At 71.3% G+C, this 26,916-nt stretch carries 21 protein-coding genes; 6 read left to right on the forward strand and 15 right to left on the reverse strand.

Translation table 11 applies throughout. From position 1 onward, the window contains the following. The first annotated feature begins 90 nt into the window (after positions 1-90). Positions 91-1,554: a PKD domain-containing protein gene (locus H5965_RS40010; protein ID WP_310976267.1), complete on the forward strand. Its 1,464-nt coding sequence runs from the start codon at positions 91-93 to the stop codon at positions 1,552-1,554. Positions 1,555-1,570: 16 nt separating this feature from the next. Then, complete coding sequence (locus H5965_RS40015; RefSeq protein WP_310976268.1) at positions 1,571-3,022, forward strand: hypothetical protein; 1,452 nt, start codon at positions 1,571-1,573, stop codon at positions 3,020-3,022. 73 nt (positions 3,023-3,095) lie between these two features. On the opposite strand, the gene H5965_RS40020 is transcribed toward H5965_RS40015, so the two are convergent. The 7 genes from H5965_RS40020 to H5965_RS40050 form a co-directional block, all read right to left on the reverse strand. Then, positions 3,096-3,854, reverse strand: coding sequence for a hypothetical protein (locus H5965_RS40020; RefSeq protein WP_310976269.1), 759 nt, complete (start codon positions 3,852-3,854; stop codon positions 3,096-3,098). A gap of 135 nt (positions 3,855-3,989) precedes the next feature. Beyond that, positions 3,990-5,429, reverse strand: coding sequence for a glycoside hydrolase family 3 N-terminal domain-containing protein (locus tag H5965_RS40025; RefSeq protein WP_310976270.1), 1,440 nt, complete (start codon positions 5,427-5,429; stop codon positions 3,990-3,992). Between the two features lie 3 nt (positions 5,430-5,432). Next, positions 5,433-6,263 (reverse strand): carbohydrate ABC transporter permease, encoded by an 831-nt coding sequence (locus H5965_RS40030; protein ID WP_310976271.1) that lies wholly within the window; start codon positions 6,261-6,263, stop codon positions 5,433-5,435. Then, positions 6,260-7,246, reverse strand: a complete 987-nt coding sequence (locus H5965_RS40035; protein WP_310976272.1) for a sugar ABC transporter permease — start codon at positions 7,244-7,246, stop codon at positions 6,260-6,262. Before H5965_RS40035 ends, H5965_RS40030 begins: the two co-directional genes overlap by 4 nt. Continuing rightward, entirely contained in the window at positions 7,243-8,544 is a 1,302-nt protein-coding gene (locus H5965_RS40040; protein WP_310976273.1) for a sugar ABC transporter substrate-binding protein, read from the reverse strand. The genes H5965_RS40035 and H5965_RS40040 overlap by 4 nt, the downstream gene beginning before the upstream one ends. A gap of 302 nt (positions 8,545-8,846) precedes the next feature. Next, complete coding sequence (locus H5965_RS40045) at positions 8,847-10,646, reverse strand: TIM barrel protein (RefSeq protein ID WP_310976274.1); 1,800 nt, start codon at positions 10,644-10,646, stop codon at positions 8,847-8,849. Beyond that, entirely contained in the window at positions 10,636-11,484 is an 849-nt protein-coding gene (locus tag H5965_RS40050) for a shikimate dehydrogenase (protein ID WP_310976275.1), read from the reverse strand. Before H5965_RS40050 ends, H5965_RS40045 begins: the two co-directional genes overlap by 11 nt. A gap of 116 nt (positions 11,485-11,600) precedes the next feature. On the opposite strand from H5965_RS40050, the gene H5965_RS40055 reads away from it, so the two are divergent. Then, the gene (locus H5965_RS40055) at positions 11,601-12,245 is read left to right on the forward strand and encodes a TetR/AcrR family transcriptional regulator (protein WP_310976276.1); all 645 of its coding nucleotides are present in this window, start codon (positions 11,601-11,603) and stop codon (positions 12,243-12,245) included. A 139-nt stretch (positions 12,246-12,384) separates the two neighbouring features. Continuing rightward, positions 12,385-13,698: an MFS transporter gene (locus H5965_RS40060; RefSeq protein ID WP_310976277.1), complete on the forward strand. Its 1,314-nt coding sequence runs from the start codon at positions 12,385-12,387 to the stop codon at positions 13,696-13,698. Here the strand turns inward: H5965_RS40060 and H5965_RS40065 are convergent. From H5965_RS40065 to H5965_RS40080, 4 genes are all read right to left on the reverse strand, one after another. Then, on the reverse strand, positions 13,695-14,066 hold the full coding sequence (locus H5965_RS40065) for a hypothetical protein (RefSeq protein ID WP_310976278.1): 372 nt from the start codon (positions 14,064-14,066) through the stop codon (positions 13,695-13,697). The genes H5965_RS40060 and H5965_RS40065 overlap by 4 nt on opposite strands. Then, entirely contained in the window at positions 14,066-14,827 is a 762-nt protein-coding gene (locus H5965_RS40070) for an FHA domain-containing protein (protein WP_310976279.1), read from the reverse strand. Before H5965_RS40070 ends, H5965_RS40065 begins: the two co-directional genes overlap by 1 nt. An 87-nt stretch (positions 14,828-14,914) precedes the next feature. Further along, positions 14,915-17,017 carry a (Fe-S)-binding protein gene (locus H5965_RS40075; RefSeq protein ID WP_310976280.1) on the reverse strand — a complete coding sequence of 701 codons (2,103 nt, stop codon included), beginning with the start codon at positions 17,015-17,017 and terminating at the stop codon, positions 14,915-14,917. 31 nt (positions 17,018-17,048) lie between these two features. Next, positions 17,049-17,465: a hypothetical protein gene (locus H5965_RS40080; RefSeq protein WP_176169908.1), complete on the reverse strand. Its 417-nt coding sequence runs from the start codon at positions 17,463-17,465 to the stop codon at positions 17,049-17,051. A 221-nt stretch (positions 17,466-17,686) separates the two neighbouring features. On the opposite strand from H5965_RS40080, the gene H5965_RS40085 reads away from it, so the two are divergent. Continuing rightward, entirely contained in the window at positions 17,687-18,349 is a 663-nt protein-coding gene (locus tag H5965_RS40085; protein ID WP_310976281.1) for a nitroreductase family protein, read from the forward strand. 5 nt (positions 18,350-18,354) lie between these two features. On the opposite strand, the gene H5965_RS40090 is transcribed toward H5965_RS40085, so the two are convergent. From H5965_RS40090 to H5965_RS40100, 3 genes are all read right to left on the reverse strand, one after another. Beyond that, positions 18,355-20,448 carry a diguanylate cyclase domain-containing protein gene (locus H5965_RS40090; protein ID WP_310976282.1) on the reverse strand — a complete coding sequence of 698 codons (2,094 nt, stop codon included), beginning with the start codon at positions 20,446-20,448 and terminating at the stop codon, positions 18,355-18,357. 81 nt (positions 20,449-20,529) lie between these two features. Then, positions 20,530-21,621: an alpha/beta hydrolase gene (locus H5965_RS40095; RefSeq protein WP_396136987.1), complete on the reverse strand. Its 1,092-nt coding sequence runs from the start codon at positions 21,619-21,621 to the stop codon at positions 20,530-20,532. Positions 21,622-21,699: 78 nt separating this feature from the next. Further along, positions 21,700-23,031, reverse strand: a complete 1,332-nt coding sequence (locus tag H5965_RS40100) for a cytochrome P450 (protein WP_310976284.1) — start codon at positions 23,029-23,031, stop codon at positions 21,700-21,702. A gap of 123 nt (positions 23,032-23,154) precedes the next feature. On the opposite strand from H5965_RS40100, the gene H5965_RS40105 reads away from it, so the two are divergent. Beyond that, a complete protein-coding gene (locus H5965_RS40105) occupies positions 23,155-23,976 on the forward strand; it encodes an SAM-dependent methyltransferase (RefSeq protein WP_310976285.1) in 822 nt (273 codons plus the stop codon). Between the two features lies 1 nt (position 23,977). Here H5965_RS40105 and H5965_RS40110 read toward each other — a convergent pair whose 3' ends face one another. Continuing rightward, positions 23,978-26,905, reverse strand: a complete 2,928-nt coding sequence (locus H5965_RS40110; RefSeq protein ID WP_310976286.1) for a glycoside hydrolase family 3 C-terminal domain-containing protein — start codon at positions 26,903-26,905, stop codon at positions 23,978-23,980. Positions 26,906-26,916: the final 11 nt, after the last annotated feature.

Genomic DNA, 26,916 nt, shown 5'->3' on the forward strand with positions numbered 1-26,916 from the left:
ATACGCCTCGCGGGGATCTTCGTCATGGGGGCGGAGAACCCCGCGAGGGGGGCGGATTCCGTGTTGTTCCCGTTACGTTCTCGTGGCCGGATGGCCGTGGTCCCGGTGGTGGCCGCGGCACTGGCCACTGTGGTCCCGGGGGTCGCCCACGCGGCGGCACCACCGGCCAACGACGACTTCGACAACGCCACTGTCGTCACGTCCTTGCCGTTCACGGCGGAGGAGGACAGCAGCGCGGCCACCAAGGCCGCCGACGATCCCGGCTGGTGCAGCGGCTACGCCGCGGCCGGCACGGTCTGGTTCAGCTACACCGCGACGCAGGACGGCCTGCTGCGCGCCACGACCGCGGGCAGCGACCACCGGACGCTCCTGTCCGCGAACACGGGAGCACGCGGCGGCTTGCTGAACGTCGCCGACGCCTGTGACTACGGCACCGGGCCGGCCATCACCTTCCGCGCGACGGCCGGGACGACGTACTCCTTCCTGGTCGCCGGCATCGACACCCCCGGCGGCGCCCTGAAGTTCGCCGTCGACTCGGTCGCCCCGGCGCCCAACGACACCTACGCGAACGCCGAGCCGGTGACCGCGCTGCCGTTCACGAGCCAGCCGGACCTCTCGGTCGCCGCGGCCGAGGCCGGCGAGCCCGATTCGACCTGTGTGGACGATGAGGGCCAGCCGTCGGTCTGGTACACGTACCCCGCCTCCGGCCCCGCGCCATCCCTTTCCGCGCGGGTCGAAGGGACCGATGCCACCGTCACCGTCTACTCCGGAAGCTCACCGGCGGCCCTGACCCAGGTCGCGTGCGCGCGGAACAACTCCTCGCGCCCGGCGATGTTCCGCCCGGACCCCGGCACGGTCTACGCCATCCGCGTCACCGGGGCCCACCACGGCTACGGGACCTTCCGGTTCACGCTCCAGGAGACGCCGCCGCTGAACCCGGACGTGGACGTGTACCCGTCGTCCCCCACGGTGTTCGACAACGTCGGCTTCTCCGCTTCGTCCTGGGAGCAGATCGACCTGCCGCTGGGCGGGACGTGGGACTTCGGCGACGGCACGTCGGCCCCCGTGGGCACCGACACCGTCCACCACCGCTACGCCGCCGACGGTGTCTACACCGCCACGCTCCACGCGACTTCACCCGACGGGCGCACCGCGACGGTGACCAGGTCCGTCACGGTGACCACGCACGACGTCGGGATCTCGAAGTTCACCGTCCCGTCGGCGGCCCGGCAGGGAGACAGCAAGCCGATCAACGTGGACGTGACGAACACCCGGTACGCCGAGACGGTGACCGTCGTGCTGTCCAAGCGGTCCACGGACTACTGGGCCGAGGTCGGCCGGCTGACGCTGCAGGTGCCCGCGCGGGCCACCGGCAAGGTCCGGTTCCCGTTCGCCTACACCTTCACCCCGGACGACGCGGCGTCCGGGAAGGTCGCCTTCCGCGCGGAGGTCCAGCTGGCGTACCCGGCGGCCGATGCCCTTCCGGCCGACAACGAGGCGATCTCCGTCGCCACGACCGTCAAGCCGCCCGCCACGCGCATCGCCGCCGTCTGACTTCCCGGGGGAACACATGAGATTCCGACCGCTGCTCGCCTGCCTCGCGGCCGCCACGGCCGCGCTGCTGCTGCCCGGGGTCGCCCACGCGGCCGCCCCGGCCAACGACGACTTCGGCTCCGCCACCGCCGTCACCGCCCTGCCCTTCAAGGCGTCCCAGGACGTCCGGGAGGCGACGAAGGCGGCCGACGACCCGGCACCGTGCAACACCTACACGACGTGGACCGTCTGGTACGACTACACCGCGACCGCGGACGAAATCGTCCGGGTGACGCCGGCCGGCACCGGGGAAAGGCCGTTCGTCGCGGTCTACACCGGTGAGCGCGGGACGCTGACCCCGGTCGCCTGCCGTGCCTGGGGCACTCCCGGCTACGCGACCTTCCGCGCCACCGCCGGGACGACCTACCACGTGATGTTCGCCCAGCAGTACAACCAAGGCGACCTGACCGCCGAGTTCACCGCGGTGCCACCGGCACCGAACGACGGCCTTGCCGCGGCCACGCCCGTTTCCGTGCCCGGCGACTACGCCGGTGATCTCACCGTCGCCTCGGCCGAGGCCGGGGAAGCGCGGCCGAGCTGCGACCCGGGCGCGGAGCAGTCCGTCTGGTTCGCGTTCACGCCGGACCGGACCCGGTCGGTGAGCGCGCTGGCGATGTACGACTGGGGCCCCGGCATCACGGTGTACCGGGGCACGACGGCGGACTCGCTGTCCGAAGTGGACTGCGTGGCCTCCGGTGACCGCCGGGCTGCCGTGTTCACCGCGGAAGCCGGGCAGTCCTACCGGATCCGCGTCGCCGACGACGCCGAGGCCGCGTCGGTGTTCCAGCTCCGGCTCGAGACGGCGCCGCCGCTGCGGCCGTGGGTGTCGGCGTCCCCCAACAACCCGTCCGTCTACACCGATGTGACGCTGTACCCCTCTTCGGGCGACAGCCTGGGCCGGGACTTCGTCAGCGGCGAAGTGCGGTTCGGCGACGGCGGCTCGGCGCCCATCACCGGTGCGCCCATCGTGCACCGGTACGCCGCGGACGGCGAGTACCGCCTCGAGGTCACCGGATCGACCGCCGACGGCCGGACCGGATCCGGCTCCGGCACGGTGCAGGTCGAGACGCACGACGTGGCGCTTTCGGACTTCGTGGTGCCGGCCAAGGCACGGGTGGACGACACCAAGCCGATCAAGGTGTCGGTCACGAACACCCGGCACGACGAGACGGTCGTGGTCTCCCTGTCGAAGCTGAACGAGCAGGGCTACTTCCAGGAGATCGGGCAGCTCAAGCAGTGGGTGCCGGCGGGCCGCAAGGTGGTCCTCCCGTTCGCCTACACCTACACCGCGGCCGACGCCGCGGCGGGCAAGACGCAGTTCAAGGTCTACGCGAGCATCGACCCCTACCGCGAGGACGCGCGTCCGGCGGACAACGAACTGCAGGGCTCGACCGCGGTCCGGGCCAAGACCGCGATCGCGATGTCCTGACGTCCACAGTGGAGGGACGCGCTCGGGCCCCTGTCCGGGGAAGGAGGACAGGGGCCCGTGCGTGGTCAGGGTGTCAGTGGTTGACCTTGAACCACGGCTGCGACCAGCCGAGGTAGGTCTGGCCCCACTTGCTCTTGATCTGCGCGATCGTGGTCTCGGTGTAGCTGCCGTAGCCGTTGATGTCGTTCGACAGGAACTTGCCGTCGCCGATCGAGATCATCGTGTGGCCGGCCCCGCTGCTCTTGAAGAAGGCGAGCCCACCGGCCGGGACCTGGTAGTCACCCGGGTGCTTGAACGACGACGGGATCTGGGTCCAGTGGACGTAGGCCGTCTCCGAACCCGAGGCGGACCAGCCGTAGTTCTGCGCGTTGATCCGGTCGCACCAGCCCTCGTAGGAGTCGAGGTCGTTCGTGTGGATGCGGGTCTTGGCGTAGGCCACGGCCTGCGCGCAGGTCTTCGGGTTGCCGGTGCCCGCGGTGGAGCAGGTCAGGGTCGAGCCGGCGCAGTCCGGGGCGACCCGGCCGTCGGAGCCGGTGTAGACGTAGGCGTCGCTGACGTAGCCGTCGCCGACCTTGTCCCAGATGTCCGAGGTGCCGTACTTGCCGTCGACCGTGGATCCGTTGGTCTGGCAGCTGATGGTCACCGCGGTGCCGTCGGCGATGCTACCGACCGAGCTCGCACTGGCGCTCGGGCTGGACCGCACGGTCAGCGGCGCGCCCGAATCGGTGTGCACCGTGCCCGATGCCGCGAACGCCGGGCCCGCCCCGGCGACCACGATCGCCGCGGCGATTCCGGCCACCCCGGCCAGCCGCTTCACGATCCCCATGTTCATTGTTCCGTCCTCCAGTTTTCCGGTGTGCGGACAGAATGCGTTCCACCGGTACAAGCCGCGTACAAACCGCGGCTGAACTTCTGGAGATGCGGCAAAGCGGACGAAACCCCGCTCAGGAGCGGGGTTTCGTCCGGTTCAGGCGAGATATTCGGCCGCGGCGCGGAGGCTGACCCAGGAACCGCTGAACGTGTCGATCCGCGGGCCGTCGCCGTCGGCCGGCCCGGGGACGCCGGTCTCCACCCAGATGAAGTCCACAGTGGACAACGCGGTCAGCAGCTCCCGCACCCGGGGGTGCCGGTGCGCCTCCCGCGTCACCACGACGACGCTGCCGAAGCCGCGGGCCGCCGCCAGCACCGCGTCGGCGTCGTCCGGTGTCGCGGTCATCGCCCGGGTGCCCGGCACGAGCTCGGCCAGGTGGGCGCCGAGGCCCCACGGCATCGGCCCGGCCGCGATGGTCGGCTCGGTCTGGACGTCGACCACCAGCGGCGGCCCGGCCAGCCGCGGCTCGCCCCGGACCCGCAGCGCCTTGCGGGCCGCCTCCAGGCCGAGCCGCCGGTCCACCGGGCCCACCGACGCCGGCGCCGGGTCGGTGCCCAGTGCCGCCGTCCGGGCCGCCGCCTCCGCCAGCCGCTCCAGGGGCAGCTCCCCCGCCGCGACCGCGGCCACGATCGCCGAGACGCAGGCGTCCAGGTGTTCGGCTTCGAAGGCCGCGCCGCCGAGGCACAGCGCGTCGGCCCCCGCCGCCAGGGCTCGCACGGCCGACCGGCCGAGACCGTCGTGGCGCCCATACGCCCCGGACACCGCCCCCATCTCCAGCGCATCGGTGATCACCGCGCCGGTGAAGCCGAGTTCGCCGCGCAGGACGTCGGTGAGCGCGGTGCGGTTGAGCGTGGCCGGCTCGTCGCCCCAGGCGCGGACGACCAGGTGGCCGGACATCACCGAGCGCACCCCGGCCCGGATGGCCGCGGCGAACGGGACGAGCTCGATCTCCCGCAGTTCCTCGACGGTACGCGGCAGCACCGGCAGCTCCACGTGCGAGTCCTCGGTCGCCGCGCCGTGGCCCGGGAAGTGCTTCGCGCACGCCGCGACGCCGTACTTCTGCAGGCCGGTGACGTACGCCGCGACGTGCGGTGCCGCCTTCGCCGGGTCGGACCCGAACGCCCGGACGCCGATGATCGGGTCCTCGGCGGCCAGGGTGAGGTCCGCGCAGGGCGCGAGGTTCACCGTGACGCCGCAGGCCGCCAGCCGCTCGCCGAGCGCGGCGGCGACCGCCGTGGTCAGCTCCGGGTCGTCGGCCGCGCCGAGGGCCAGCGGCCCCGGCACGAACGACCCGGTGTTGACGTCGAGGCGGGTGACGTCGCCGCCCTCCTCGTCGATCCCGACCACGACGCCGTCCCGCTCGCCCCGCAGCTGCGCGACGAGGGCGGCGACCTGCTCGTCGTCGACGACGTTGCGGCCGAACAGCACCACCCCGCCCAGGCCGTCGGCGACCCGGCGGCGCAGCCAGTCCGGTGCGGTCGTCCCGGCGAACCCGGGCAGGAGGACGGCTTCAGCGAGCTTCTCGGGCGAAGACAACGGCTACCCCTTCACGGCGCCGGCGGTCGCGCCGGACACGAGCTTGCGTTGCACGAGCAGGAAGAAGATCAGCGCCGGGATCGCGTAGATGACCGACGCGGCCATGACGCCGCCCCAGTCGGTGGCGAACGCGGTGCGGAACGACGCCAGCCACACCGGCAGCGTCTCCTTCGGCTTGTCCTGGATGAACACCAGCGCGAACAGGTACTCGTTCCACGCGGTGATGAAGCTGAACACCGAGGTGGTGACCAGCCCCGGCCCGAGCAGCGGCAGCGTCACCCGGCGGAACGCGCCGGTCTGGCTGCAGCCGTCGATCATCGCGGCCTCCTCCAGCTCGTACGGGATCCCGTTGACGAAGCCGTAGAGCATCCAGACCGTGAACGGCAGCGTGGTGGCGAAGTAGATCAGCAGCAGCGACGGCAGCGTGTTGAGCAGCCCGGCGTCCCGCATCAGCAGGAACAGCGGGATGAACAGGGCCGACACCGGCGCCAGTTGCGCCACCATGACCAGCACCAGGAAGCCCCGGCGGCCGGTGAACCGCAGCCGCGAGAGCGGGATCGCCGCCAGGGTGCCGGCCACCAGCGCGCACAGCACCGACCCGACCGTGACGATCAGGCTGTTGAGCAGGTAGGTCGGGAAGTTGTCCTTGCCCAGGGCGGTGGCGAAGTTGCCGAACGAGAACGACGTCGGGATCAGGTCGTACTTCGGCGAGAGGATCTGGCCGGGTGATCTCAGCGACGTGACGAACATCCAGTACGTCGGGAAGACGATGGCCAGCGCCACCAGGACGCCGACGACCGACAGCGCGATCCGCTGCGGCAGCGATTTCCTCACTTGAGATCACCTTCCGGGGTCCGGACGAGCAGCTGGATGTACCGGCCGGTGATGAGCGCCAGCACGATCAGCATCAGCGTCGCGATCGCGCCCGCCGCGCCGAAGTGGTTGCCCGCGATGCCCTTGAGGTACAGGACGACGGCCAGGGTGGTGCTCCCGCCGTCGGGTCCGCCTTCGCGGATCGCCCAGATCTGGGCGAAGGCGTTGAAGTCCCACAGGACCGACAGGAACGTCACCATGGTGGTGATCGGCCGGATGGCGGGCCAGGTGACCGCGCGGAAGGTCTGCCACGCGCTGGCGCCGTCGATGCCGGCGGCCTCGTACTGCTCGCGCGGGACGCCGATGATGCCCGCGTACAGCGAGAACGTCACGAACGGCACGGCCTGCCACACGATGAGCAGCCCGATCACGGTGAGCGTGCTGGGCCCGCTGGAGAACCACGAGAACCCGATGAAGCCGTGGAAGCCCAGCCGGTCCAGCGTCTTGTTGAGGATGCCGTACTGCTGGTCGAAGATCCACTGGAACACCGTGGTCGTGGCGATCACCGGCGTGGCCCAGGCCAGCACCAGCGTCACCTGCACCATGATCCGCACGACCGGGCCGAGGTGGCGCATGAGCACGGCGAGCAGGAGGCCGCCGAGGATGGTGGCGGCCACGATGGCGGCGGTGAACACCAAGGTCCGGACGGTGATCGTCCAGAACTCCGGGTCGGAGAGCGTGTTGGTGTAGTTGTCGAACCCGATCCAGACCATCTTGCCGGAGACGAGCTGGCCGATGTCGAGCTTGCGGAAGCTGATCGCGAGCACCTGGACCAGCGGCCAGGCGAGCAGCACCAGGATGGCCGCCAGCGCCGGGAGCAGCAGCAGGTACGGGAGCAGCCGGTCGCCGAACCGGCCCCGCCTGCGCTTGGTGACCCGGGTGTCGCGCGGCGATGCCGGCGGGGTGGCCCCCGCCGGCATCGTCACATTCGCGGTCGCGGTCATCCGCCGATGAGCTTGTTGAGCGCTGCGTTGGCGTCGGCGGTCGCCTGGTCGAGCGTCTTCTTGCCGGTCAGGTACGCGGTCAGCATGTCCTTGACCGGGTTCTGGCCGGACTCCACGTCACCCCACTTCGGGCTGGCCGGCACGGCCTTGCCGTTGGCCGACGCCTTGGCCATCACGCTGCCCAGCGGGTCCTTGTCCAGGCCGGTGAGGTCGGTCGACGTGCCGGGCACGACGCCGGCGGCGGCGAGCTGGCTCTGGTACTTCGGGCTGGAGAGCAGCTTGATGTACTCCTTGGCCGCGGCCACGTTCTTGCTGTTGGCCGGGATCGCCAGGTTGGAGCCGCCCAGGAAGACCGGGGCGCTCTGGCCGGCGGTCTTGCTCGGGATCGCGAAGGCACCGGTCTTGGCGGTCAGGCTCGCGTCGGTCTTGGCCGCGGTCGCCAGCTCCCACGGGAGGCCGATCATCATGGCCACCTTGCCGGCGCCGTAGACGGTCGCCTGCTGCGGCTTGGCCTCGTCGGCGTCCTTCGGCGCCTTGGTGCCGGAGGTGTCGACGAGCTTCTTGTAGAACTCCAGGCCGGCCTTGGCCTCGGGGGTGTCCAGGCTCGCCTTGTAGTTCTTGCCGTCGGCCTTGGCGATGTCCCCGCCGTTGTCCCAGATGAACGACAGCAGCGCGTACCAGTTCTGGCCCGGCATGTAGAGCGCCTGGAAGTCGGGGTCGGAGCCGAACTTCGTCTTCAGCTTGCCGATCGCGTCGATCCACTCGTCGTTCGACGTCGGCGTCTTGGTGATGCCGGCCTGCTCGAACATGTCCTTGCGGTAGATGACCTCACGGTTGGCCGCGTAGAACGGGACGCCGTAGACCTTGCCGTCGTAGCTGCCCGAGTCGGCGAGGCCCTTGAGCCACTGCGCGCCGTTGAAGCTGTCCTTGTCGGCGGTCAGGTCGGTCAGGACGCCTTCCTGCGCGGCGAACGCCGCGGTCTGCGTGTTGCCGATCTCGATGACGTCCGGCGGCGCGCCGCTGGCCAGCGCGGTGGTCAGCTTCTGCTGGATGCCGTCCCACTGCTGGACCTCGTACTTGACCTTGACGCCGGGGTGCGCGGCCTCGAACTCCTTGTTGAGCGCGCCGGTCAGCGTCTCCGGCGCGGAGCCGGTCATCAGCCAGACCGTGACGGTCCCGCTCAGCGGTGCATTGCCGCTCGACGAGGCCGCGGTGTCCGAGCCACCGGAGCCCGCGCAGCCCGCGGTCGCGAGCGTGAGTGCGGCGGCGCCCGCCGCGAGCTTGAGCCAGCGTTTCACTCGATGCCGTCCTTTCCCTGCCCGGCCACCGCGGCCGGACGCCCCAAATGGTGTAGACCAATGTTGGGGTTAGAGTGGTACGTACCACAGGCCCTGTCAAGGCGGTTGCCGGAACGTTGTAAACGCATGCGGGGAGTAGCCGGGCGGTCACCGGCCACCGGCGGCGGGCGCCAGAAGTCGTCCGGATAGGAAGGCGTCCCGGCCGTTTTTCACCGCTGCGGCACGGGAATCCCGCGCGCCCGCGGTGGCCGGCCACGACGAAAACCGCCCCGGGAAAGAAATCCCGGGGCCGGCGATGGTGCTCAGGCCGGCGTTTTCGCCGGTGGGGCCGCGTGTCGGCGGGCGCGGTGGGCGGCCATCCGCACCGGCGCGTTGCCGACGCCGTAACCCCGGTACCCGCCGATCCGCTGGACCACCTCGAAGAACACCCGCGCCCCGGCCAGCGCGGTGTAGAAGTGCAGGAACTCGCCGTTGGCGTCCCGGTCGTACAGCACCGAGTGCTCCCGCAGCGCGGCCAGCCGCTCGGCCGGCAGGTCCAGGCGGGCTTCGAGGTCGTCGTAGTAGTTGCCCGGGATCTCCAGCAGGGGCGCGCCGGCCGCACGCGTGGCCGCGGCCGCCGCCACCGCGTCCGCGCAGGCGAACGCCACGTGCTGCGGTTCGGGGACGGCCGGCGCCCACTCGCCGCGGCGGACCACGGCGCTGTCCAGCGTCAGCCGGACCGCCCCCGCCGCCACCGCGCGGCTGCGCACCAGCCCGAACGGCGCCGCGAACTCGGCCACCGGGGACGGCGTCAGCCCGAACATTGAGCGGTAGAACAGCGCCGCTTCCTCGAAGTGGTCGAAGGGCTGCGTGAGGGCCACGTGATCGATTCCGAAGATCCCCGCCCCGGGCGCCGTTTCGCCGGTGGGCGCGAAGTCGTCCCGCCAGTCGTCGCCGCAGAGGAACACCTGGGTGCCGTCCGGCGCCGCGACCGACGCCAGGTCGGCCTCGCGCGGGCCGCGCACCCGCGGCAGGACCGGCGCGAGCAGGGCCTCGGCGCGGCGGGCGGAGCGGGCCGGGTCGGTGCTCGCCAGCGCGACCGCCCCGACGGCACCGTGGGCCGCGCCGCCTTCGTTGACCACCACCCGCGCGTCGCCCTGCTCCCACAGCTCGACCGGCTTGGTCCGGTGGACGCCGGTGCGGGCGAACCCGAGCGACGCCAGGATCCGGCCCGCACCCGGGTCGGTGACGACCTCGGCGAACGCGTGGCCGGTCAGCGCGGGCGCGGCCGGCAGGTCCCGCACGCCGAGCGATTCCTTCAAGGCCAGCAGCGAGCGCAGCGCGTCGACCGCGGCCGGGCGCGGGTCGGCCTGGCGGAAGACGTCGTTGAAGACTTCCAGGGACAGCGGACCGCGGTAACCCGTGGCGAGGACGTGCCCGGTGAACGCGGTGAGGTCGAAGTCGCCCTGGCCGGGGAAGAGCCGGTGGTGGCGGCTCCACGGCAGGACGTCCATCGGCAGCTTCGGCGCGTCGGCGAGCTGGAGGAAGAAGATCTTGTCGCCGGGGATCGCGCGGATCGGCGCCGGGTCGTGGCCCTTCGACAGGATGTGGAAGCTGTCGAGGCAGACGCCGAGCGCGGGGTGCGCGGCGCGGCGGACGATGCGCCAGGCGTGCTCGTACCCGCTGACGTGCCGGCCCCAGGCCAGGGCTTCGTACGCGACTCGCAGGCCGCGCGCGGCGGCCAGCTCCGCCAGCGCGTGCAGTTGTTCCGCGGCCAGTTCGTCGTCATCGATGGCCTCCGGCGAGACCGACGAACAGACCAGGATCGTGCCGGCGCCGAGCTCGGCCATGACGTCGAACTTGCGCGCGGCCCGGTGCAGGTTGGCCGCGTGCTGCGGCGGCGGCACGGCTTCGAAGTCGCGAAACGGCTGGTAGAGGTCGATGGACAGGCCGAGGTCGGCGCACCGGCGGCGGATTTCGGCCGGGCTCGACGGGGAGACCAGCAGGTCGTTCTCGAACAGCTCGACGCCGTCGAACCCGGCCGCCGCGGCCGCGGCGAGCTTGTCCTCCAGGGTGCCGGACAGGCAGACGGTGGCGATGGCGGTGCGTGGTTCAGGCGGCACGGGCGGCTTTCCCTTCCAGGGCGTCGAAGTGGCGCAGCATCCGCACCGGGTCGGGTTCGGCGCCGGTGAACAGCCGGAACGACTCGGCGGCCTGGAGCACGACCATGCCGCCGCCGTGCAGCACCCGGCAGCCGCGCGCCCGCGCGGCGGCGAGCAGCGCGGTTTCCAGGGGGCGGTAGACGATGTCGGCGACCCACAGCCCCGGGTGCAACAGCTCGGCCGGCACCGGTGAGCCGGGGTGGGCGGCCATCCCGGTCGGGGTGGCGTGCACGAGGCCGTCGGCGCCTTCGAGCGCGGTCAGGTCGCCGGTTTGCGCGCGGCCGGGGCCGAATCGTCGCTCGAGCGCCTCGGCCAGGCGAGCGCTCCGGCCGCCGTCGACGTCGTGGACGGTGAGCCGGCCGGTGCCGAGGGAAAGGAGGGCGTGCGCGACCGCGGCGCCCGCTCCCCCGGCGCCGAGCAGGACGACGTCGTCCATCGGGGCGTCGGGCAGGCCGCGAGTGAGGCTGCGGGCGAACCCGGTGGCGTCGGTGTTGTGGCCGATCGCGCGGTGGTTCCGGAAGACGACGGTGTTGACCGCGCCGAGGGCTTCGGCTTCCGGCGAAAGCTCGTCGAGGTGCGGCAGGACGGCCTGCTTGGCCGGGTGGGTGACGTTGAGGCCGTCGAACCCGGCGAGCCGGGCGGCGGCGAGGACGTCGGCGACCGGGCGGCACAGGACGTCGAGGTCCAGCAGCCGGTAGACGTAGCGCAGGCCGAGCTCGTCGGCCTCGCGTTCGTGCAGGGCCGGGCTGGCGGACGGCCCGATGCCCGTGCCGACGAGCCCGATCAGGTAGCTGGTCACGCGGCGCCCTCCGGCCGTTAATGTACGAACTAGTACGTTCACGGTAGCGCGGCGTCCTCCCGGACGGAAGGGCTGGGCTAGAGTGAGGCCCGTCGACCTGCAGCGGAAGGAGCCCGGTGGCCGCACCATCGTCGGAGGCCGAGCGCCAGCGCGACAAGGAACGGACGCGGGCCGACATCCTCGCGGTGGCCACGCGCGAGTTCGCGGACAAGGGCTACACCGGCGCCCGGGTCGACGAGATCGCCGCGCGCACCAGCACCACCAAGCGGATGATCTACTACTACTTCGGCGGCAAGGAACAGCTCTACCTCGCCGTACTGGAGCGGGCGTACTCCGAGCTCCGGGCCTCGGAACAGCAACTCGACGTCGAGCACCTGGAGCCCGAGGACGCCCTGCGGCAACTGGCCGCGCTGACGTTCGACCACCACGAGGCGCACCCGGACTTCATCCGGCTGGTCAGCATCGAGAACATCCACCACGCGGAGCACCTGTCGCGGTCGGAGATCCTGGCCGGCCTGGCCGACCCGGCACTCGGCGGGATCACCCGGATCCTCGAGCGCGGCCGGGCGGCCGGCCTGTTCCGGGAGGACGTCGACGCGCTCGACGTGCACATGGTCATCAGCTCGTTCTGCGTGTTCCGGCTGGCGAACCGCCACACGTTCCAGGCGATCTTCGGCCGCGACATGCTCGACCCGGCCCGGCGCGAGCACCACCGCACCATGCTGGGCGACTTGCTGATCGAGTACCTGACGGCTCGCTGAGCCCCGCGCCCCCACCAGCGAAAAGGATCTCTTGACACCCGGCGCCCCGGTCTCGCACTCTTTATTAACTAACTAGACCGTACATTGCTTCCCCGCCGCAGTCTGAGCAACGAAGCACGGACGTCAGGAGCACCTCCCCGTGACCGGATCGATGCCCCGCAAGGCGGCGCTGGCCGCCTGGATCGGCAGCGCGCTCGAGTACTACGACTTCTTCATCTACGGCACCGCCGCCGCGCTCGTGTTCGGCAAGGTGTTCTTCCCCGCCTCCTCCCCCGCCACCGGCACCCTCCTGGCCCTGGCCACCTTCGGCGTCGGCTACCTCGCCCGGCCGGTCGGCGCGTTCGTCCTCGGCCACGTCGGCGACCGGTTCGGCCGCAAGCGCGTGCTCGTCTTCACCCTGCTGCTCATGGGCTTCGCGACGTTCTGCGTCGGCTGCCTGCCGACGTACGCGAGCGTCGGCGTCCTCGCCCCGGTGCTGCTGGTCGTTCTCCGGCTGCTGCAAGGCCTTTCCGCGGCCGGCGAGCAGGCCGGCGCGAACTCGATGTCCCTCGAGCACGCCCCCGAACACCGGCGCGCCTACTTCACCAGCTTCACCCTGAGCGGCACGCAAGCCGGCCAGATCCTGGCCACCGCGATCTTCCTGCCGGTCGCCGCCCTCCCCCAGGAGGACCTGCTGACCTGGGGCTGGCGGCTGCCGTTCTGGGGTAGCGCGCTCGTCGTGGTCGTCGGCTTCGTGATCCGGCGCAAGCTCGACGAGACGCCGGTGTTCGAACGCACCGAGGTCGCGAAACTGCCGGTCGCGCTGCTGTTCCGGCACCACTGGGCGGACGTGCTGCGGGTGATCGTCGCGGCGACGATCGCCTCGGTGAGCACCATCTTCACCGTCTACGCGCTGAGCTACGCGGTCAACACGATCGGCCTGTCCCGCACCCCGATGCTCTGGGTGGGTGTGCTCGCGAACGTCGTCGCGCTGGCGGCGATCCCGCTGCTGGCCGGGCTCGCCGACCGGGTCGGGCGCAAACCGGTGTTCATCACCGGCTGCCTGGCCTGCGGCGTGCTGATCTTCCCGTACCTGTGGTCGATTTCGATCGGCTCGTACGCGCTGCTGTTCGTGCTCGGCATCGTGCTGTTCGGGGTGGCGTACTCCGGGATCAACGGCGTCTGGCCGGCACTGTACGGCGAGATGTTCAGCGCGCGGGTCCGCCTGTCCGGGATGGCGATCGGCACCCAGATCGGCTTCGCGGTGGCCGGGTTCGCGCCCAGCGTCGTGGCGGCGATCGGGTCCGGCAAGGAGGACTGGCTCGGCGTCGCGATCTTCACCGCGGCGGTGTGCGTGGTGGCGGCACTGTCCGCGGCGACGGCCCGGGAGACCTACCGGGTGCCGACCGCGCAGCTGGGCGGCGCCGCCCCCGCGGCACCGTCCACTGTGGTCGCGTCCGCTGTGGACGGTTAGAACGGGACGCCGGCCGCGGCGGCGAGAGCCCGCACCGCGGTCCACAACCCGGCGCCGGCGGTCGCGAGGCCGCCGGCGTCCCGCAGCAGATCCCTGGCCCGGCGCACCTTTGCGCCCACGCCGGTTCCGCCGTGCACGACGTCCCGGTCGACCTCGTCGAGGGCGTCGTGCACGGCGTCCTTCGTGGCCGGCGGCAACCGGGCGGCGTCGAGTTCCGCACGGACCGACCGCACCAGCGACGCGACCTGCCGCGCGTCGAGGCCGCGGTGGATCTCCTGGTGTCCACCGTGGACGGTGTTGATGTCGCCGTGCACGGCGTTGTTGACCGTCCCGGCCCGGACGTCGCCGTGGAAGTGGATGCCGTCCACTACCGCCTCCTGTTCCGGCGCCGCTCGCGCGCCGCCTTGGCCAGCACCAGCCCGATCATCGCCACGACCCCGCCGAGCCCGAAGAGCGCGAAGCCGATCGCCCCGAGCGGCACGCCGTCGAAGACCTCCGGGCCGAGCAGCGGTGGCGGCGCGTCGAACGACCCCGACGAGACCGCGTCGGATCCCGCCTTGACGAACCGGAAGATCACCGACGCCCAGATCGCGAACCCGGCCAGCACCATGAGCAACCCGAGCACCATGACCGCGCGGCCGGCGCCCCGCCCGGTGGCCAGTTCCGAAATCAGCTGTCCCTCGGGGGTGCTGAACTCGTACTTGTGGTGCTGGCGGTTGTCGTAGCTGTTGTTGACATCGCGCCCGGCGTTGTTGATGGTCCCCGCGGACACGTCGCCGAACGAGACCCCGCCGGACGACCGCTGCCAGCTCCGTGTCTGCTGCCCGCCGCCGTCCCCGTCGGAGTAGACCGCGGCGACCGGGCCGAACTCGAGCCGGTCACCGTGGCGGAGCGGGTGGTCCTGCCGCGGCGCCAGCCGCCGCCCGTTGACCCACGTCCCGTTCCGCGACCCGGCGTCGGCCACCCAGGTGCCGCGCGCGTCCTGGCGGATCCAGGCGTGCCGCAGCGAAACCTGGTCCGAGGGCAACCGCAGGTCCGCGTCGGGCCCGCGCCCCACCAGCCACGAGCCCCGGCGCACCACCAGGCGCACCCCGGCCCCGCCGACCGTCTCGATCCTCGCCCCGGCCATCGGCTCTCCTCCCGCCGCACGGCTCCCTGCCTCTCAAGGAAGAGCCGCGCGGCGGCCGGTGGATATAGGGCGAACGGGTGAACCCGTTCAGACCTTCGGGGCCGAGGTGTCCGTGGCCTTCACCCGCTCCAAGAGCAGCTGCGCCACATCGCGCACGTCGACGTTCTCCGCCTTCTGCTCGCTCTGGCGCTGGACCAGGCCGTCGGTCAGCATCACGCGGCAGAACGGGCAGCCCGTCACGATCGTTTCCGCGTCCGTGGCGATCGCCTCGTCCACGCGCTCCAGGTTGATGCGCTTGCCGATCTGCTCCTCCATCCACATGCGGGCGCCACCCGCGCCGCAGCACAGGGCCCGGTCGGCGTGGCGGGGCATTTCGGCCAGCTCGGCGCCCGTGGCCCCGACCAGCTCGCGCGGCGGGGTGTAGACCTTGTTGTGGCGGCCGAGGTAGCAGGGGTCGTGGTAGGTGACCTTCGGGCCGTCCTCGACCGGCTTGACCGGGGTCAGCTGCCCGCCGCGGACCAGGCGGTTGAGCAGTTGCGTGTGGTGGACCACCTCGTAGTGCCCGTCCAGCTGGGGGTACTCGCGGCTCAGCGTGTTCAGGCAGTGCGGGCAGGTCGTGACGATCTTGCGCAACCTCGGCTCGCGGCCCTCGAACACGGCGTTGAGCGTCTCGGCCGTCTGCTGCGCCATCATCTGGAAGAGGAACTCGTTGCCCGCACGGCGGGCCGGGTCACCCGTGCAGGACTCCTCCTTGCCCAGCACCACGTACTTCACCCCGGCGATGTGCAGCAGCTCCGCCGTGGCGCGGACGGTCTTGCGGGCCTGGTCGTCGAACGCGCCCGCGCAGCCGACCCAATAGACGTACTCGACGTCCTCGGCCAGCTCGCCGTCGAACACCGGGACGTCGAACCCGAGGTCCTTCGTCCAGGCCAGCCGCTCGGAGTTGTTCTGGCCCCAGGGGTTGCCCTTGGTCTCCAGGTTCTTGAACAGGCCGCCCAGCTCGGTCGGGAACGCCGACTCGATCATCACCTGGTAGCGGCGCATGTCGACGATGTGGTCGACGTGCTCGATGTCCACCGGGCACTGCTCGACGCACGCGCCGCAGGTGGTGCACGACCACAGCACGTCCGGGTCGATGACGCCGCCGTCGTCCTCGGGGCCGACCAGTGGGCGCGCGCCCTCGTGCTCGGTACCCGCGAGGATGTAGGGCGCCTCCTCGAACAGGTTGTCACGCAGGTTCATGATGACGAGCTTGGGCGACAACGGCTTGCCGGTGTTCCACGCCGGGCACTGCGACTGGCAGCGGCCGCACTCGGTGCACGTGGCGAAGTCGAGCATGCCCTTCCAGGTGAAGTCGCCGATCTTGCCGCGGCCGAACGTGTCGTCCTCGCCCGGGTCCTCGAAGTCGATCGGCTTGCCCGCGGACTCCATCGGCAGCAGCGGGCCGAGCGCGTCCGGCAGCCGCTTCGCCGAGACGTTGATCGGCGCCACGAAGATGTGCAGGTGCTTGGAGTAGAGCACGATGCTGAGGAAGACGAGCATGACGCCGATGTGCAGCAGCAGGCCGATGGTTTCCAGCACCTCGGTCGTCGAGTGCCCGAGCGGCTCGAGGAGGTTGCCGACGCCGAGCGAGACGTACGCGCCCGAGTCGTACGGGAAGTTGCCGGACGCCGACGAGGCGCCGCGGAAGAAGAACATCGTCCAGACGACGTTGAAGATCATGATCAGGATCAGCCAGGCGCCGCCGGTGTGCGAGCCGTAGAAGCGGGACGCGCGATCCTTGCGCTCGGGGGCGTTCTTGATGCGGATGATCGTGAACACGCCGAGCGAGACGGCGACCGCGACGGCGATGAAGTCCTGCAGGAAGCCGAGCACCGCCCAGTGGCCGATCCACGGGATGGCGAACTTTTCGTCGAACAACGCGCCGTACGCCTCGAGGTACACCGAGGCGAGGATCACGAAGCCCCAGAACGTGAAGAAGTGCGCCAGGCCGGGCACCGACCACTTCAGCAGCTTGCGCTGGCCGAACACCTCGCGCACCTGCGCGAAGACCCGGGCACCGAGCTCGTCGGACCGCTTGGCGTCGGGCTGGCCGGCCTTGATCAGCCGGTAGAGGAACGCGACCCGCTTGCCGGCGACGGCGAGGCCGACGACCGTCATGAGCAGGCCGAGGATGAGACGAACGAGCACGAGTCCTCCGCGTCGTGATGGAAGGACCGGCTCAGTGCGAGCCGGTGTAGTACCGGCACGCCTTGCACGCGTACCGCATCTTCGCGATCCGCCAGTGCTTCCGGTACAGATCGAGGTCGGGCGAACGCCGGACGCCGAGGCGCTGGTAACGCCCGGGCCGCCGGCCGGTTTCGTACTGCTCGGTCGCGCGGCCGAGGTGGGCGCGCCGCAGCACGCACCCCCGGGTCCGGCACCGGCCGAGCGCGGCGCGGCAGAACCGGTGCAGCAGCACGAGATCGCCGGTCACTTCTTCGACCACGCCGTAGCCGGGGTGGTCGCCCGGCCCGGTGAGCCGCACCGGCAGCCCGCAATACGCGCATTTGAGCGTGCAGGGAAGGCAGCCGGTGAGGTGCCGGATCCGCAGTTCGCGCCGGTCTTCGGAGCCGGGTCCTCGGACGCGCGACGCCATGAAGCCTCCCGGAGCGACTGTGATCGGCACCACTGTCTGCTACTGGAGGGTAATGAGGAGATCACTTCACGCGACAGGACCGTTCGGCCTAGTTTCCCTGGACTGTTCGGCGCAATTTCTCAAGCAAGGATCACCTTACTGTCCGTACAGCGGACGCTTGACACCGCGAATCGTACGTTCGGCCCTGCTGCGCGCTCCGTGTCCCGCGCCACAATCCGGACATGACGTATCACCCGGTCCCCTACCGGCCCGCCCGGCTGCCGGACACCGAAGCGATCGCCCGGGCCGCCGCGCTGCGCCAGCGGATGGAAGCCCGCCGTTCGGTGCGGATGTTCTCCCCCGACCCGGTGCCCGAACGCGCGGTGCTCGACGCGATCGCCGTCGCCTCGACCGCGCCGAGCGGGGCGCACCAGCAGCCGTGGACGTTCGTCCTCGTCACCGATCCCGCGGTGCGTCGGCGGATCCGCGAAGCCGCCGAGGCCGAGGAGCGGATTTCCTACGAGGGCCGCCTCGGCGATGCGTGGCTCGACGCGCTACGGCCCCTCGGCACGGACGCGGTGAAGCCCCACCTGACGGACGCGCCGTACCTCATCGTCGTGTTCCAGCAACGGTTCGCCCTCGACGACGACGGCAGCGTCCGCAAGCACTACTACGTCGACGAGTCGGTCGGCATCGCGGTGGGCATGCTGCTGACGGCGTTGCAGGTGGCGGGCCTCGCCGCGCTGACGCACACGCCGTCGCCGATGCGGTTCCTCGGGGAACTGCTCGGCCGCCCGCGCAACGAAAAGGCGTTCGCAGTGATCCCGGTCGGCTACCCGGCCGACGACTGTGTGGTGCCGGACCTGCAGCGCAAGCCTCTCGATGAGGTCCTCGTGCGGATCTGACCTCTTCAGCCGGGGAAGCCGTCCGGCAGGTCGGCGAACGCCGGACCCGAAAGCAGGTCCACACCCCGGTCCCGCCACCACCCGGCTTCCTCCGAAGTCCGCACCCCGGCGACCGACACCGCGGCCCCGGCCGTGTGGGCCGCGTCGATCAGGGCCGACAGCGGGCCGGCCACCAAGGGGTGTTCGCGCTTGGCCGCCAGGTTCGGTGCGATCCGGACCGCGCCGGCCGGGAACTCCGTCAGGCACGTGATGTCGCCGAGGCCGTGGATCTCCGCCCGGACGCCGATTTCGCCCAGCACCCTGAAGTTGTCCGCCGCGTCGCTGACGTCCAGGGCCGCCGTCGGAAAGCCGGGGCGCAGGCGGTCCGGCGGCAGGCCGGTGTCGTCCAGGACGCGGCGGATTTCGCCGACCAATTCCGGGTCCGCCGCCTGCTGGGTCGTCAGCTCGACGACCAGTGGCACGGCGAGCCCGGAGGCCGCCAGCCGCTCGGCCGCCGTGCGCAACAGCCACGTGCCCAGCGGGAGCGCCAGCCCGATCTCCGCGGCCAGCCGGACACAGGTTTCGTGCGGCAGCACGCCTTCCGCCGGGTGGTTCCATCGCAGGCGCGCCTCGACGGCCTCGGCCGCGCCGGTCGTCGCCGACGTCAGCACCTGGTAGCGGTCTTCGATCTCGCCGTTCTCCCACGCGCCCGCCATCGACGCGGCCAGGCCGAAGTCGTGCCGGTCGCGGCGGTCCAGCTCGCGGTCGAACAGGCCCCACTGGCTGCCCGTCCGCTGGGCGCGCCGCAGGGTCAGGTCCGACGCCTGGAGCAGCTCCGCGGGCGTGATGTCGCGCGGCGGGCGGTGGACCACGCCGATCGCGGCCGGCACCGCGACCCCGCGCTGCCCGTCGACGTACTCCGCTTCGGCCAGCTCGTGGGTGATCCGGCGGACGAGCGTCACCACCCCCGGGGTGTCCGCCGTGTTCTGCACCAGCACGCCGAATTCGTCGCCGCCGAGGCGGGCCACCAGGGCCTTCTCCCCGTCGAACACCAGCTTCAGCTTGGCGGCGACCCCGCGCAGCAGCCGGTCGCCGAGTTCCTGGCCGAGACCGCCGTTGATCTGGGAGAAGCCTTCGAGGTCGAGGTGGAACAGGGTGACTCCGCGCGCGGGGTCCGCGTCGCGGAGCAGGGTTTCCAGGCGGGTGCTGAAGAACTGCCGGTTCGGCAGCCCGGTGAGCACGTCGTGCAGGGCCTGGTGGCTCAGCCGCCGCTGCAGCAATGACACCTCGGTGTCGTCGTCGACGATCGTGAGCAGCTGGCGGGGTTTGCCGACCGCGTCGCGGATCACCGACGCGGCGAAGGTCGCCCACATCGGCTCGCCGTCCTTGCCGAGCAGGCGGCGGCCGGCGCGCAGCCGGTGCAGCCGGCCGGCCACCAGCTCGCCGTAGCTTTCCCGCAACTGCTCGACGTCCTCGGGGTGGACCAGGTCGAACAGCGTCATCGCGGCGATCTCGGCCGGCGTGCGGTTGAGCGTCTTGGCCAGCGCCGCGTTGGCCCGCAGCACCCGGCCGTCCAGTTCGGTGAGCGCGACGCCGCTGGCCGAGCCGGCGAACACCTCCTCGAACTGCGCGCGGGAGATGACGTGCTTCTGCCGCGTCTCCTGCTCGACCTTCAGCAGGGCACGGCTCAAGCCCTCCTGCCGCTTCTGGATGTCCTCGCGCAGCATCTCGCCGTACCCGGAGCTGAACGCGCCGAGCACCAGCACGACCCGCTCGGCCAGCCGGTCGAGCCCGCGCAGCTCCGGCTCGCGCACCAGTGCCTTGCCCAGGACTTCCAGGCTGCGGCGCAGGCTTTCGGCGCCGACGCCGCGCAGCTCGACGAGCCGCCCGCCGGCGGTCGCGGCCGCCGCGAGGTCCGGAGGTTCGCTCGCCACCGCCTCGAACAGCCGCCCGGCCAGGGCGGCCAGCTCACGCTCGATCTCCTCGGGCGTGTGCGGCAGGTACGCCGTGGTGCTGATCAGGTAGCCCCACTTGCGCGCGAGCGCACCGAGCCGTTTCGCCGCGCGATCGGCGTCCGGCTGGTTCCGCGGGGCGTTGCCGCGGGGTTGGGGAGCAGTCACCTCAGGCTGTCCAAGGGTTCAGTACACACCGTTCGGGTCAATCGATATATCTTGGCCCGGAATTGTGCGACACGCACGGGTTCAGTTTCGTCCGATCGAGTGATAACCCTGCGGAGCGATCCCGAGGCGCGCCTGCAGCCAGGATCGGGTCGCACTGCGGTATTCGCCCGCGTTTTCGTGCAGCGCCACGGAATGCCCCGCGCCGGGCAGCACGTACGTCGACAACTTCGACGGGTCGGCGTAATAGGGCGCTTCCTGCGCCCGCAGCACCGCCGCGTCGGAACAGTCGCGCAACGCCAGCACCCCGCAGAAAAGGACGTCCTTTTCACCGACCACCTGCAAAACCGGCACGGAGATTCCCCACGTCGCGGGCAACACGATGCCGAACAACGCCACCGTGCCCATCCCGGGCACCGAAACCTGGTCCTTCGTCGCCTCGTCGGCGGCGATCACGGCCGGGTCGGCGTCGCCCGCCGCGTAGAACAGCCCGGCGCGCGCTCCCGGCTTCGTCGTGAAGTACAGCGGGTCGCTGCCGAGGGTTCCGAGCTGCCCGTCGAGCAGCGCCGGCTGCAGGCCGAGCGCCGCGCCGAGGGCGAGCACGGGCAGGGCCGGCAGGTGCGTGATGCCGGTGAGGACGACGCCGTCGACGTCGCGGTACGTGGACGCTTCCACGGCGACGACCCCGGAGCCGACCGAGTGCCCGACGATGACCACCTTCGCGAACCGGACGCCGCCGGCCCGGCCGGCCCGCAGGTGCCCGACCACCTCGTGCATCGACTCGGCCGCGGCCCAGACCGACAGCGGCAGGCTCAGCGGCCGGCTGCTCCGCCCGGCCCCGAGCTGGTCCGCGGCGAAGGTCGCGTAACCGTGCGCGGCCATGTCGCGCTGGTAGGAATAGCGCTCCGGCTCGTAGGGCAGGTCCCAGTACGCGCTGTTGTACGTCCCGCCGTGCACGAGCAGCTGGACGGTGTCCGGGGCGTCCCCGGCGGGCAGGCACAGCCGGCCGTGGACGGTCGCGGGCGCCCCCGGCACCAGCGGGGGCAGGCCCGGGCCGGTGACCGGCAGATCCGTGTCGCTGCAGGAGATCGCGGCGGCCTCGGCGGGCACCGCCGCGGTCAGCGACGCGCACAGGACACCGCACGCGAACAACGCCGACGTCACCTTGACGGGCAGCTTCACGCCGCACTCCCTCTGGACTCGGACAGGTGAAGGAACTCCGGAACACTACACCCGGTAGCCGAACCGGTACCGTCAGGTCTTGCGCGGCACCACCGTCATCGGCAGGCGGTTCGGCTGCATCGTGACCTTGATCTGCGCGTACACCTTCTTGCCGGGCACCGGGACCAGGCGCCAGCGCGCCCCGATGGTCGCGGCGACGATGCCGATCTCCGTCGGCGCGAACACGTGCCCCGGGCACAGCCGCGCGCCCGCGCCGAACGGGATGTACGCCCCCTTCGGCAGGTCCGCGGTGCGGCCGGGCGCCCAGCGGTCCGGGTCGAACCGGTCCGGCTCGGGGAACCAGCGCGGATCGCGGTGCAGGGTGTGCTGGCTGACGGCGACCTCGCTGCCCGCCGGGATCGGCACCCCGCCGAGCTCGACGTCCTCCCGCGCGCGGCGCATCAGGATCAGCGGCGGGGTGCGGCGGACGATCTCGTTCACGATCTGGTGGGTGTAGACCAGATCCGGCAGGTCTTCGAAGCGCGCGGCACGCCCGCCCAGCACTTCGTCGACTTCGGCGTGGAACCGCCGTTCGACCTCCGGGTGCTGCCCCAGCTCGTGGAAAAACCAGGCCAGCGCGACGGCGGTGGTCTCGGCGCCGGTGGTCAGGATCGTGATGACCTCGTCGTGCACCTGGCGATCGGACATGCCTTCGCCGGTGTCCTCGTCGCGGGCCAGCAGCAGCATCGAGAGCAGGTCGCCGTGGTCGGCGCCGTCTTCGCGGGCCGCGACGACGGTTTCGCCGATCACCTCGCGCAGGCGCGCGGCCGCGGTGTCGAACCGCCGGTTCGCCGGGATCGGCAGCTTCTCGACGAACTTCGGCGAGAAGGCCCGGATCAGCACGTACTTCAGCATGACCGGGATCGAGTGCCGGATCTCCGCCAGTGCCTCCTCGCCGAGCGCGGTGGAGAACAGCGTCTGCCCGGCGATGGTCAGCACCAGGTCCTGCATCCGCTTGTCGAACTCGACGACTTCGCCGGGCCGCCACGAGCTCGCGAGGTCGTCGGCCAGCGTCGTCATGGTGTGCTCGGCGTAGCCGGCGATCCGCGTGCGGCCGAAGGCGGGCATCACGAGCCGGCGCTGGCGGCGGTTGAGCTCGCCGTTCGAGGTGGCCAGGCCGTCGCCGAAGAGCGGGCGCATCTTGTCGAAGACCAGGCCCTTGTCGAACTTGTCGGCGTCGGTGGCCAGCACCTGCCAGGCCAGTTCCGGGGTGGTGACCACGTGCACCGGCAGCGGCCCGAGCCGGATTTTGACGACTTCTCCGTGCGAGGACAGGGAAGTGAAGAACTTCAGCGGGTCGCGCAGCAGCGGCACCGTGTGCCCGAGCAGCGGGACCCGGCCGGGCACGGGACGCGGGTTCGTCATGGCCTCGCCTCCCTCGCGACCGGGCCACCTTAGCCGGACGCCGGGGCTGCGGAGCGCGGGTCCACACGAACGGATGAGGGGCTAAGCTCCGGTCCCGCAGCGTCCGCGAGGGTGGGAGGTCCCGTGACCGGAGAATTGAGCTGGGTACCGCCGGAGATCGACACCTCGGTGCCGAACCCGGCCCGGGTGTACGACTTCTGGCTCGACGGGGACCACAACTTCGCCGCCGACCGGGCGCTCGGCGAGCAGATCCTGAAGATCATGCCGGGCATCCGCGACGCCGCCCGGCTCAACCGCGCCTTCCTGCGCCGCGCCGCGCGGTACATGGTGAACGCCGGGGTCCGGCAGTTCCTCGACGTCGGCTCCGGCATCCCGACCGTCGGCAACCTGCACGAGATCGTCCAGCAGGTCGACCCGTCGTGCCGGGTGGTGTACGTCGACCGCGAATCGGTCGCCGTCGCGCACAGCGAGCTGCTGCTGCAGGGCAACGACAACTGCGCGGTGATCCAGGCCGACCTGCGCGACGTCAACGACATCTTCGACGCGGAGCCGGCCCGCCGGCTGCTCGACCCCGAGCAGCCGACGGGCGTGTTCATGTTGCTGCTGCTGCACTTCGTGCCCGACTCCTGGGACCCGGTGGGCATCCTGGCCCGTTACCGCGAGCGGCTCGCGCCGGGCAGCTTCCTCGCCGTCACGCACGTCGCGGCGGACTCGGGGTCGGAGGGCCTCGACGAAGCGATCGAGGTCTACACGACCCGGCAGAACCAGCAGAACCAGCCGTTCCCGCGCACGCACGACCAGGTGCTCCGGTTCTTCGAGGGCTTCGACCTCGTCGAACCGGGCCTGGTCGGCTGCGCGATGTGGAACCCCGAGGGCGCCGGCGACATGTCCGACGACCCTTCGGTCAACTCCTTGCCCTATGCGGGCGTGGGCCGCAAACCCTAGGTCACCGCAGCGAGAACGTCGCCAGGTTCACCGGGCCGTCGAACGTCAGGTAGACGTCGTGCCGGCCGCTCGCCTTGGCCAGCGCCGCCGTCACCGTCGTGTACGCGTACCGGTCACCCGTCGGCGAAACCGGGACCGTGCCCAGCACGCGGCCGGTCGGCGAGTCCAGGCGGACCGTGACCTTCGACGACGCCGTCGCGGACACCGAGGCCGAGAAGCGCCCCGGGCCGTTCAGCGCCACGTTGCGGTACGCCACCCAGCTGCCGGCCGCGGTGGCGACCGACGTCCCCGAAACCTTCGACGTGTCCGTCAACGTCGTGCCGGAGTAGTCGTCGAAGTTCTGGGCCTGGGTCGGCCGGCTCAGGTCGCGCGGCTGGGGCCGCTCCCCCGGCACGTAGACCGGTTGCGGTGCCGAGAGTTCGGAGGCGTTGCGGCCCACCGAGAACTCGTACACCCCCGCCGCCACGACGGACCGGTCGCGGGCGACGTCCCAGGACGCCAGGTCCGCCACCGGCACGTCGAATCGCACCGTGCGGGTCTCCTTCGGGGCCAGGGTCAGCTTCGAGAAGTCCCGCAACCGCTGCACACCGGAGTTCTTCGAGTAGAGCTGGACGACGTCGGACCCGCTGCGGGCGCCGGTGTTCGTCACGTCGACGCTCACCCGGACCTGGCCGCCCGCCAGGGACGCGCGGACGTTGTCGTAGCGGAAACTGGTGTAGCTCAGGCCGTAGCCGAACGGGAACAGCGGTTTCCCGCGGTAGTACTGGTAGGTCATCCCGGTCTTGGCGATGTCGTAGTCCAGGATGTTCGGCAGCCCGGCGTCGGAGGCGTACCAGGTCTGCGTCAGCCGCCCGCTCGGGTCGGTGTCGCCGAAGAGCACGTCGGCGACCGCGTGCCCGGTTTCCTGGCCCGCGTGACTGGTCCACAGGATGCCGGGGACCGGCAAGGTGTCCCAGCCGGTCGTCGGGTAGCTGTTCTCCACCACGACGATCGTGTGCGGGTTCGCCTTCTGCACCGCTTCGATCAGCGCGCGCTGCGCCGGGGCGAGCTCGGTGCTCGTGCGGTCGTTGGCTTCGCGGCCGTTGATGAACGGCATGCTGCCGACCACGACGACCGCGGTGTCCGCGTCCTTCGCCGCGGCGACCGCGCTGCCGACGCCGCTGCTCAGCACGTCCCGGCCGAACTTGGTCGCGTGCGCGGCATCCGGCGAGGAGATCGTCAGGACGCCGTCCGCGCCGACCACGGCGAACTTGTTCGGGCCGAACCACGGCTCGTTGACCTCGTTGCCCGCGTACTCGAGCACGTAGCTGCCGTCGGGCTGGGCGTCGAGCTTCAGCTGCTGCTGCACGAACCAGCCGGCCGGCTGGTCGACGTCGTTCACCAGCGCGCCGCCGGAGTAGCTCAGGAACTTGCCGTTCGCGGCCGCGCGCAGCGTGTTCTTGCCCGCGCCCCAGTCGTAGACGTCGAAGGACTCGGCGGTGCCCGCCACCGTGCCGCCGGCGGTGATCTTCCCGGTGGTCGCGGGGGCCGTCAGGTACCGGCCGGTGCCGAGGTCCTTCAGCGCGATCCGGTCCACGCCTTCGGACGACGCGACCGTGCCCGCCGAGCCGAGCCGTTCCTTGATGCCCTGCAGCGGCGTGACCTTGTACTGCATCGCGCCGGCGTACCAGTCTTCGTACAGCGTGTTCGAGAGCGAGCCGACGACCGCGACCTTCTTGTTCTTCGCGGCGTTCAGCGGCAGCGCGCCGCCGTTGTTGCGCAGCAGCACCATCTGCGCGTCGGCGGCCTTGCGCGCCAGCGCCTGGTGCTCCGGTGAGCCGATGACGGCCGGGGTGATCTTCGCGTACGGGTTGCGGCCCGGCGGGTCGAACTCGCCGAGCCGGAACCGCAGCGACAGCAGGTGGCGGTCGGCGTTCTCGACGTCGGCCATGGTCAGGAAGCCCTTCGCGAGCGCCTCCTTGACCGCCGCGACGGTGATCGAGCCGTCGGTGTCGTTGTCGGTGAAGCTGTCGAGCCCCGCCTTGATCGCCGCCGCGTCGCCTTCGGCCTTGGTGGCGTAGTACTTCTCGGAGTTGACCAGGTTGGACGGTGCGCCGGCGTCGCTGACCACGGCGATGTCGTCCGGCGCCCACTTCCGCAGCTTGCCGTCGAGGTCCGGGCTGACGTGGTTCGGCCGCCCGTTGACCAGGTTGTACGACGGCATCACGGCGTTGGCCGCGCCCGCCTCCAGCGGGATCTTGAACGCCTGCTCGTCGTAGTCGTGCAGGATCTTCGGCGGCACCGAGGAACTCGTCGTGTCGCGGTTGACCTCGTTGTTGTAGGCCAGGAAGTGCTTGAGCGTCGGCGCGGCCTGCAGGTACCGCGGGTCGTCACCCTGCATGCCGTGGCCGTAGGCCTTCGCGAATTCGCCGGTCAGGTACGGGTCTTCGGAGTAACCCTCTTCGTTGCGGCCCCACCGCGGGTCGCGCAGCAGGTTCACCACCGGGGCCCACAGGTTGAGGCCCCACAGCGTCGGGTTGCGGGCGTTGAAGCCGCGCGCCTCCTGCCCGACGGCCGCGCCCACCTGCTTCACCAGCGCCGGGTCCCAGCTGGTGGCCAGGCCGATGGCCTGCGGGAACACCGTGCCGTCGGCTTTGACGACGGCACCGGAGTTGTCGTAGTCGGTCGACCAGGCGACACCGTGCAGCGCTTCGGTACCGGTCTTGAAGACGCCGATGCCGAGCCGCGGGATGGCCGGCTGGTACTGGTGCAGCAGCGAGATCTTCTCGTCCGCCGTCAGCCGGGACAGCAGGTCGTCGATCCGGGTGGCCAGGGGCAGCGACGGATCGCGGAAAGGGGGTGGCGGCGCCGCGAGCGCCGGCGACGAAGCCAGCAGCAGGGTCGCGGCCACCGCCGGGACGAGGGCACGGCGGAAGAGGGACAAGCGCACGGACGGCCTCC

Origin of the sequence: Amycolatopsis sp. 505 (assembly GCF_031625235.1) — a bacterium.
Taxonomy (GTDB): Bacteria; Actinomycetota; Actinomycetes; order Mycobacteriales; family Pseudonocardiaceae; genus Amycolatopsis.